The organism is Methylobacterium sp. ARG-1, assembly GCF_001262595.1.
GTDB lineage: Bacteria > Pseudomonadota > Alphaproteobacteria > Rhizobiales > Beijerinckiaceae > Methylobacterium > Methylobacterium brachiatum.
Genome location: NZ_LHCD01000067.1, coordinates 1 through 8802, shown reverse-complemented (window position 1 = coordinate 8802; position 8802 = coordinate 1). Strand labels below are relative to the sequence as shown.

General features: G+C 71.5%; 4 protein-coding genes and 1 tRNA gene. 4 read left to right on the top strand and 1 reads right to left on the bottom strand.

The window, feature by feature from the left end; all coding sequences use genetic code 11:
* Window positions 1-136 precede the first annotated feature (136 nt).
* Window positions 137-213 (top strand) — tRNA-Met (locus AKJ13_RS29615).
* 186 nt (window positions 214-399) lie between these two features.
* On the opposite strand, the gene AKJ13_RS29610 is transcribed toward AKJ13_RS29615, so the two are convergent.
* Window positions 400-1416, bottom strand: a complete 1017-nt coding sequence (locus AKJ13_RS29610) for an NAD(P)-dependent alcohol dehydrogenase (RefSeq protein WP_050736522.1) — start codon at window positions 1414-1416, stop codon at window positions 400-402.
* A 100-nt stretch (window positions 1417-1516) separates the two neighbouring features.
* Here AKJ13_RS29610 and AKJ13_RS29605 point away from each other — a divergent pair, with 100 nt between their 5' ends.
* The 3 genes from AKJ13_RS29605 to AKJ13_RS29595 form a co-directional block, all read left to right on the top strand.
* Window positions 1517-2458, top strand: a complete 942-nt coding sequence (locus tag AKJ13_RS29605) for a LysR family transcriptional regulator (protein ID WP_050736521.1) — start codon at window positions 1517-1519, stop codon at window positions 2456-2458.
* Between the two features lie 346 nt (window positions 2459-2804).
* Window positions 2805-4748 (top strand): BamA/TamA family outer membrane protein, encoded by a 1944-nt coding sequence (locus tag AKJ13_RS29600; RefSeq protein WP_050736520.1) that lies wholly within the window; start codon window positions 2805-2807, stop codon window positions 4746-4748.
* Between the two features lie 366 nt (window positions 4749-5114).
* Window positions 5115-8802 (top strand): translocation/assembly module TamB domain-containing protein (locus tag AKJ13_RS29595; RefSeq protein WP_244471802.1); only part of this gene is annotated, 3688 nt, incomplete at its 3' end.

Below are 8802 nucleotides of genomic sequence, written 5' to 3'. Positions count from 1 at the left end.
CAAGGCACGGGAGAGTCGGTCGCCGCCAGACCCGCACAACGCAATCACACCATTCCCTCGATCACGATCAGCGCGACGGCCCCGGAGCCCGCCCCCACAGGCGATCAGCCAGCCCGGACCAGCCGCACAACCTTGGCGCGGGGTGGAGCAGCCCGGTAGCTCGTCAGGCTCATAACCTGAAGGTCACAGGTTCAAATCCTGTCCCCGCAACCAAATACTTCTCGACGATACCATCCATCAAAAACCCGGTTCGCTAACGCGAGCCGGGTTTTTCGTGCTCGGGGTTAGATCTGGCGCGAACGTCCGACAGTCGGATGCGGCCCGGTCGCCCGGAACCGTGGCGGCGCGTCGAGGCAGGGGAGGGGGGGCCGCGACGCAGCCGCGCCTGCCGCCTTGCTGTCAGTCGAACTCGATGACGATCTTTCCGAAGGGGCCGCTCTCCAGGTGATCGAGAGCGGCGGGCACGTCCTCGAGGGCGTAGCGTCGATCGATCACCGGCTTCAACGCCATGACGTCCACGGCTCGGACGAGGTCTTCGAGGGCACGCCGATGGCCGACGCGGATGCCTTGGACCGTGGCGGATTTGAGCAGCAGGTTCCCTGCGGCGCCCGACAGGTCGTATCCCGCGATGACGCCGATCACCGAGACGCGCCCATCGACGGCCACGGCTTCGAGCGATCGCGCAAGGTGCGCGCCCCCGACGATCTCCAGGATGTGGTCGATCCCGCGATCCGCGGTGAGCCGATGGACGGCATCGACCCAGCCGTCGCGGTCAATGGCGTGGTCGGCACCGAGGGCGCGCGCGCGTTCGCGCTTCTCGGGGGCACCCGAGGTGACGAAGACCTCGGCGCCGTGCGCCTTGGCGATCTGGAGACCGAACAGGGCGACGCCGCCGGTACCCTGGACCAGCACGCTCTGGCCCGCCTTGAGCCGCCCACGCTCGACGAGCGCGAACCAAGCCGTGAGACCGGCACAGGGCAGGGTGCTGGCTTCCGCAAGATCGAGGCTGTGCGGAGCAGCGACGCACCAATCCTCCGGTACGGCGATGTACTCTGCCAGGACGCCGGGATGGACGCCGCCGAGACTTCGGACATCCAGAGTCTTCGCGGTTCCCGGGGCCGGGCCGTCGATCCAGCCTGGGAAGAAGGTTGTGAGAACCCGGTCGCCCACCCGGAAGCGTGTGACGCCCGCGCCGATGGCCGCGATCGTCCCGGCGAGATCGGATGCCGGGGTGAACGGGAAATCGAGAGCCAGCCCCATCCCGTGCTCGGTCACGAGCGCGTCGCGGTAGTTCAACGACACCGCCGCGGATTTCACCAGGATGTGCCCCGGCCGCGGTTCAGGGATGGGGACCCGTTGCAGCCGGAGAGCCCCGCGGCCGAAGCCGGCCATCTCCCAACGCCTCATCATGGTCATTCGCGAATCTCCGATCTTGTGCCGACCGGTGATGCGTAGCGTTGATCGACAAACCTCTGTGGCGATAGTTCGGACCCGGACCGGTGCGTGCGGGGCAACAATGATTCCGGGTGATCTGCTGGCGGACCTGCCGATGTTCGTCGCGGCCGTCGAGGCCGGCAGCTTCGCCGCGGCGGCCGCGAAACTGAACCTGACGCGCTCGGCGGTCGGGCGAAGCATCGCCCGACTGGAACGCCGGCTCGGTGTCCGGCTGTTCCACCGCACGACCCGCTCGCTCGCCTTGACCGAGGACGGGCTGATCCTGTTCGAGCATGCGCGGCGCGCCCTCAGTGAGGTGCAGCTCGCGACCTCGCTGCTCGATTCCGGCCGGCACACGATCGCCGGTCGGCTGCGTGTCTCGATGCCGGTCTTGTTCGGGCGCCTGCGCATCGCGCCGATCCTGATCCGCCTGGCCGACGCACATCCGAAGCTGGAGCTCGATCTCAACTTCAGCGACCGACTGGTCGACGTGGTGGAGGACGGCTTCGACCTCGTGGTGCGCAACGGCCGGCTGCAGAATTGGCCCGGCTTGATCGCGCGGCGGATCGCGTCCCAGCCCATGCGCGTCTGCGCGGCGCCGCGCTATCTCGATGGCGCGGGCACGCTCGAATCCCTGGCGGATCTGACCGGGCATCACGCCGTGCTCTATGGCCGTCCCGGGCGGGTACGCTCCTGGCTGTTTCCACAACCGGGCGGCCCCGCGACGGAGATCGTCCCGCCGAGCCGGATGCGGTTCGACGATCTCGGCGCACTTCGCGACGCGGCGCTCGGCGGGCACGGCCTCGCCTGGCTTCCAGCCTGGCTGATCCAGGACGACGTGGCCGCGGGACGACTCGTGACCGTGCTCGACCATCTACCGGCGCATGCCTTCGAAAGCCACGCGCTCTGGCCCCAGAGCCCGCATCTGCCGCTGCGCGTGCGTCTCGCGATCGACGCACTGGCAGCGCTGATCGCGGAATCGACCTTCCGGGCCGAGAGCGGCCGATCGCCTGCATCGGCTTGAGACCAGGGGCAGGCGCCATCGGCGCGTCATATCGCGGTTCGGCGCGGCAATGCCGCCGTGCTCGCAACAGCGGATCGGCCTTCCCGGCCTGTCCCGGGCATGCGTTTCCAGCCCCGGTCATCCCCCGTCCGTCCCCAGGGCCGGGCCGCCCGCATTTGGCGTTCGGCACCCGGAGCTTTACAACACGCGCGGGGACGCGGCTTCAGCTGCGGAGGGGGGATCATGACGTATCACCGCGCGCGCCGCGCCGCCGACTGCGAACGGAGCTGAAGACCGCGTTTTGCGCGTGTCCGTTCGCCTGGGTCGATCAATTCTGTCCGGTGCGCCGCGTGCGCTGCCGCGGCTGATGCTTCTCGCGGCAGCGTCGGTGCCGCTCCTTGCCGCGCAGCCCGAGACGGCGCGGGCCTTCGACCTGTTCGGCCTGTTCGGCTCGGAGCCGGAGCCGCCGGCACCGAGCCCGACCGCCCTGCCGTATGCGGTGCGGATCACCGGCACCGACGATTCCGACGTGCTTCAGGCGCTCCAGGACATCTCGACCCTCTACCGCCTGCGCCAGGACCCGCCGCCGGACGGGGAGGGGCTCCTGCGCCGGGCCGAGACCGATCTGCCCAAGCTCACCGATGTCCTGTCGGGCTACGGCTATTACCAAGGGACCGCCGCGATCCGGATCGATTCCGTGCCGGTGGCGGGCCAGGCTGCGGCCGCCTCCGCCGTGGGGGCCGCGGAGCGGTGGCGCAATCGCGGCCTGGTGCCGGTGCGGATCGCGGTGAATCTCGGGCCGCTCTACACGTTGCGCCGGATCACGGTCCGCGACGTCGCCGGCCGGCCCTTCCCCGACGCGGTGCTGCCGCCGCGGATCACCCGGGTGGACGAGGACGTGCCGGCCCGCTCGGCCACGGTGCTGGCCCGGGAAGCCCGGATCGTGGACGAGTTCCGGGCGCAGGGGCATCCCTTCGCCAAGGTGGTGGCGCGCGATCCGGTGGTGGACGATGCCGCCCACGTGATGGATGTCACCTTCACGGTCGATCCCGGTCCGCTGGCCGGGCTCGGGCCGGTGGCGGTCAGCGGTGCGCCGGGGATCGACCCGGCGACGATCCGGTCGTTCATCTATGCCGAGCCGGGGGACCCGTACTCGCCCCAGGCCGTGGCGGCGATCCGCAAGTCGCTGACGCGCATCGAGGCGATCGGGGCCGCGCGGGTCCGCGAAGGGACAGCGCTCGACGCGGACGGAAACCTGCCGCTCTTCGCCGAATTGACCGAGCGCGAGCGCAATCTCGTCGGCGTCTCGGCGCGCTATTCCACGGTCGACGGCCCGGGGGTGCGCGCCTACTACGCCAACCGCAATCTGTTCGGGGGCGGCGAGACGTTCCGGCTCGATGCCGACATCTACTACCTCGGGTTGGGCAACGATCCGTTCGCGACCCAGCGCAAGATCGCCCGGATCGGCACCAACGGACTCGGTGGGCGCCTGTCGGCGACCTATGTCCAGCCGGCGCTCGGCGGCACCCGCAACGATTTCCTGGCCAACGCCTTCATCACCCGCGAGGTCCAGCAGAGCTATCTGGTGGATGGCGGCGGGGTCTCGGCGGCGATCCGGCACCGGTTCTCCGACACGTTCTCGGCCCAGATCGGATTGGATGCCCAGGCCGGTCGCTCGAAGGATGCGCTGGGCACGGTCAATTACCGGCTGATCGGCGTGCCGGCCTCGGTGACCTACGATTCGACCGACAGCCTGCTCGACCCGACCAAGGGGTTCCGGGCGATCGCCTCGCTGGCGGCCTATCCCGGTGCGATCTCGTCGCCCGGGATCATCGTCGCGAAGGCACAGGGCTCGACCTATTATTCCCTGGACGACGAGTCCCGGTACATCCTGGCCGGGCGGATCGGCTTCGGCTCTGTCTCCGGCGCGCCGCTTGGGGACATCCCGGACAATTTCCGCTTCTTCGCCGGCGGCGGCGGTTCGGTGCGCGGCTATCCGTACCGGACGCTCGGGCCGATCGGGCCGTTCAACCTGCCGATCGGCGGCCGCAGCCTGCTGGAGGCGTCGCTGGAGGCGCGGATCAAGATCACCGACACGATCGGGGTGGTGCCGTTCTTCGATGCCGGCACCGCCTTCGCCTCGTCACTGCCGGATTTCGATGAGAAGATCCGGAAATCGGTGGGCATCGGCCTGCGCTACTACACCGGCATCGGCCCGATCCGCGCGGATCTCGCCTTCCCGCTTGATCCCTACAAGGGCGGCCATGTCCGCCCGGCCGTCCTGTATCTCAGCCTGGGGCAGGCGTTCTGAATGGCTGGTTTTTTCGGGACGCTGCTGGCACCTCGGGTCCTTCCCTCCGTCTTGAGTGGGAGCGGGTTCGGCCGGGACGACACCCGGTCGGACGAACAATACGACGGCATCCCATTCCCGCGCCCGCTTAACGACGGCTGCCAAGCTCACAGAGTGCCGGGTATGGCGCAGGTCCCCTCTCCCGTGCGGGAGGGGGACAGGGTGAGGGGTGCGACTTTTCCGGAGAAACCTGGTCCCTCATCCCAACCCTCGCCCGAACGGGAGAGGGGGCTCGTCGTGGCCTTCCCGCACGAATCTGCGCGTCTCGTGGCGCGCAGGGAAGGCAAGAAGGCGGCGCTTGTGCTGGCCTGCCTCGCGCTTCTCTTTATCCTTCTGATCCCCACCGCCGTCCCAACTCACGCCGACGACGGCGAGAAATCCGTGCTCGGCGGGCTCCTGTCCCGGGCGCTCTCGACCCCGTCGTCGCGGGTGGCGATCGGCACGGTGGACGGCGCGCTCTCTTCGGATGCCACGATCCGCGACGTGGCGGTGAGCGACCGCGACGGCGTCTGGCTTAAGCTCGACCGGGCCCGGATCGTCTGGCGCCGGCTCGCCCTGCTGTCGGGACGGCTGGAGGTGGACAGCCTCGAGATCGGGCGACTCGAGGTTCTGCGCCGGCCCATTCCCGGGCCGACCCCGCCGGAGGCCAAGCCCGACGGCAAGCTGCTGCCCGACCTGCCTGTAAAGGTCGAGATCAAGGGGTTCAAGCTTGCCGAGCTGGTGCTGGGCGAGCCCGTCGCCGGTCAGCCGGCGCGGCTCTCGGCGGAGGGCAAGGCCCGGCTCGGGGCGGCCAGCGAGGGGCTCGACCTGCAGGCCAGGGCCCTGCGCCTCGACGCCGCCGGGCGCTTCCTGCTCTCCCTGGTCTACGTGCCGGAGGGCGACAAGCTGGAGCTGAGAGCCAATCTCGTCGAGCCGGCCGGCGGCCTGCTGTCGAAGGCGGCCAACGTCCCCGGCACGCCGCCGATCGATTTCGACCTCGCGGGCACCGGAACCCTCGATGCCTGGAATGCCCGGCTCGATTTCGCCGCCGGCCCGGATATCGGCGCCAAGGGCGGCGCCAAGATCTCCCGGATCGGCGCCGAGCGCCGGCTGGCGCTCGACCTCGCCGCGCGGATCGAGGGCCTGGTGCCGGGGCCGGCCGCCTCCGTGTTCGCCGGCACGACCAAGCTCGACGGCGGCGTCGCCTTCGCGGATAGCGGCGCCTTCCGGATCGACCGGCTGGAACTGACCTCGCGCACCGCCCGGCTCGCCGCCGGGGGCAGCCTGACCAAGGACCGGATCGCCGACCTGACGCTCCAGGCCCGGGCCCTGCCCACCGAGGGCGCGGTGACCAAGGCCGGCGACGCCGAGATCGAAAAGCTTGTCTTCGACGGCAGCGTGAAGGGTCCGCTCACCGCGCCGACGGTGCGGGGCAACCTCGACGCGGCCGGCCTGCGCAGCCGCGAATCGGCGCTGGAGCGGGTCGAGGCGCGCCTCGGGGTCGATCCCCAAGGCGACCCGTCGGCCCAGCGCTTCGCCATCACGGCGGACGGCAAGGTCGAGGGATTGCGGCTGGCAGACCCGGCCCTGCGCCGGGCGATCGGCAGCCGCGCGCAGCTGACCCTGCGGGCCGCCTCCGGGCCGGACGGGGTGATCGACGTCGCGAGCCTCCGGGTCGAATCCGACACCGCGAAGGCGAGCTATGCCGGCCACGTCGGCCAGAACACTCTCGCCGGCACGCTGGACGCCGCCCTGCCGGATCTCGCCGTGTTCTCCGGCCTTGCCGGGCGCGGGCTCGCCGGCAGCCTCGACGCCAAGGCGCGCCTCAGCGGCGATCCGGCCCGCAAGGCGCTGGCCGCCGACCTCACCGTGACCAGCGCTGGCCTCGCCACCGGGATCGCGGCGGCCGACCGGGTGCTCGGCCGCGCCCCGGCGCTCCAGGGCCGGGTTTCGCAATCCTACGACGGCTACGGTTTCGACCACCTGCGCCTGGAGGGCTCCGGCCTGACCGCGACCCTGCAGGGCGAGGCGACCTCGGCCGACGCGAATGTGACCGGACGGGTCGACCTCAAGAACCTCGCCGACCTCGACGGCCGCCTGACCGGCCGCGCCGGCATCGATGCGCGCATGACCGGCTCCCTGGAGCATCCGCTCCTGGCCGCGACGGTCACGGCGCCGTCGGCGACCGCGGACGGCAAGCCGATCCGCGACTTGCGCGCCGAGGCCGTCCTCAGCGACGCGCTGCTGGCGCCCGACGGCACCCTGAAACTGTCCGGCGAGGTCGCCGGCAAGGCGCTGCGCGGCGGCGCCCATGTCGCGAAAACCGGGGCCGACTGGGTGCTCGACCGGCTCGACCTCGATCTCGGCTCCGTCTCCGTCTCGGGCAACGCGATCGTGGCGGCCGAGACCTGGCTGTCGGCCGGGACGCTTTCGGTGAAGGCGGCCAACCTCGCCGACATCTCGCCGCTGGCCCCGGAGCCCCTGGCCGGGCAGCTCGACGCCACGGTGAACCTCGCCCGCGACGGCGGCCGCCAGGACGCGGCGATCCGGGCGACCGGTGCCGCCCTGCGCTACGGCGCTTACGGTCTCAACCGCCTCGACGCCGACCTGAAGGGCCGCGACCTGCGCGCCCACCCGGTCCTCAACGGGCGCCTCGACGCCGACCGACTGCTGGCCGCAGGCCAGCAGATCGATACGGTCCGGCTCGCTGCGCTCAGCAGCCCGGCGGGCAGCGACGTGACGCTCACCGCCAAGGCGCGCGGCTTCAACCTCGACGGGGCGGTCCGGCTCGTGCCGGCCGACGACACGCGCATCGACATCCAGCGACTGTCCGCTGCTCGCGGCGGCGACCGCTTCGCCCTGACCGGTCCGGCCAGCATCACCCTGCGCGACGGCGGCGCGGTGATCGACGGATTGTCGATCACGGCCGGTTCCGGCCGGGTCACGGTCTCGGGTCGGGCCGGCCAGGCGCTCGATCTCAAGGTGGCGATCCGCGCGCTGCCGCTGTCGCTCGCCCGGATCGCCGCGCCGGACCTCGCCCTCTCGGGCACGCTTGACGGCGACGCCGACCTGCACGGGCCGGCCGCGAGCCCGGAGGGCCATTACGCGCTGACCATCTCCAAGCTCGTGGCGCCGCAGACCCGCCAGGCCGGCCTGCCGCCGATAGATGCCAGCGCGAAGGGCACCCTGTCGGACGGGCAGGCCAGTCTCGACGGTCGGGTCACGGCCGGGAAGGGCGTCGCCCTGACGGTAGCCGGCTCGCTGCCCGTGGAGACCGGGGGGCCGCTGAACCTGCGCGCCCGCGGCACCCTCGACGCGTCGCTCGCCAACACCCTGCTGAGCGTTGGCGGCCAGAGCGTCACCGGGCGGATCGCCGTCGACGGCGGCGTCACCGGCACCCTCGCGGCGCCCCGGGCCCAGGGCTCGGCCGTGCTGACCGGCGGCAGCTTCACCGATCCGCTCAACGGCATCCGCCTCACCGACATCGACGGCCGCGTCACCGGCCGGGGCGACAGCCTCGTGGTCGAGCGGCTGACGGCCTCGGCCCGCAACGGCGGCCGCCTCTCGGTAACCGGCCGGGTCGCCCTGGAGCCGGATTTTCCCGGTCAGTTCCACGTCACCGCCGACAGGGCCGAGCTGGTCTCCAGCCCGCTGATGACCGCGGTGTCGAGCGTCGATCTCAACCTCTCCGGTCCGCTCGCCCGGACGTCGCGCATCACCGGCCGGGTCGATGTCGTATCGATCGACGTGGCCGTGCCCGACCGCCTGCCCGCCACGGTCAGGCCGCTGCCGGGAGTCCGCCATGTCAACACGCCGCCGGAGGCCCGGGCGCGGCTGGCCCAGCGGGCCGACCGGAAGGCGGCAGGGAAGCCCGGACGACGCGCGACCAAACCCGCCGTGCCGTTCGACGCCACCCTGGACGTGCGGATCGATGCGCCGAGCCGGATCTTCGTGCGCGGGCGCGGCATCGACGCCGAGCTCGGCGGGTCGCTCCGGGTCACCGGCACGTCGCGGTCGCCGAACGCGGTGGGCGGCT

Coding starts and splice junctions, on each gene's coding strand:
- AKJ13_RS29610 (WP_050736522.1), bottom strand. CDS start 1,416: ATGACCATGATGAGGCGTTGGGAGATGGCCGGCTTCGGCCGCGGGGCT.
- AKJ13_RS29600 (WP_050736520.1), top strand. CDS start 2,805: ATGCTTCTCGCGGCAGCGTCGGTGCCGCTCCTTGCCGCGCAGCCCGAG.
- AKJ13_RS29605 (WP_050736521.1), top strand. CDS start 1,517: ATGATTCCGGGTGATCTGCTGGCGGACCTGCCGATGTTCGTCGCGGCC.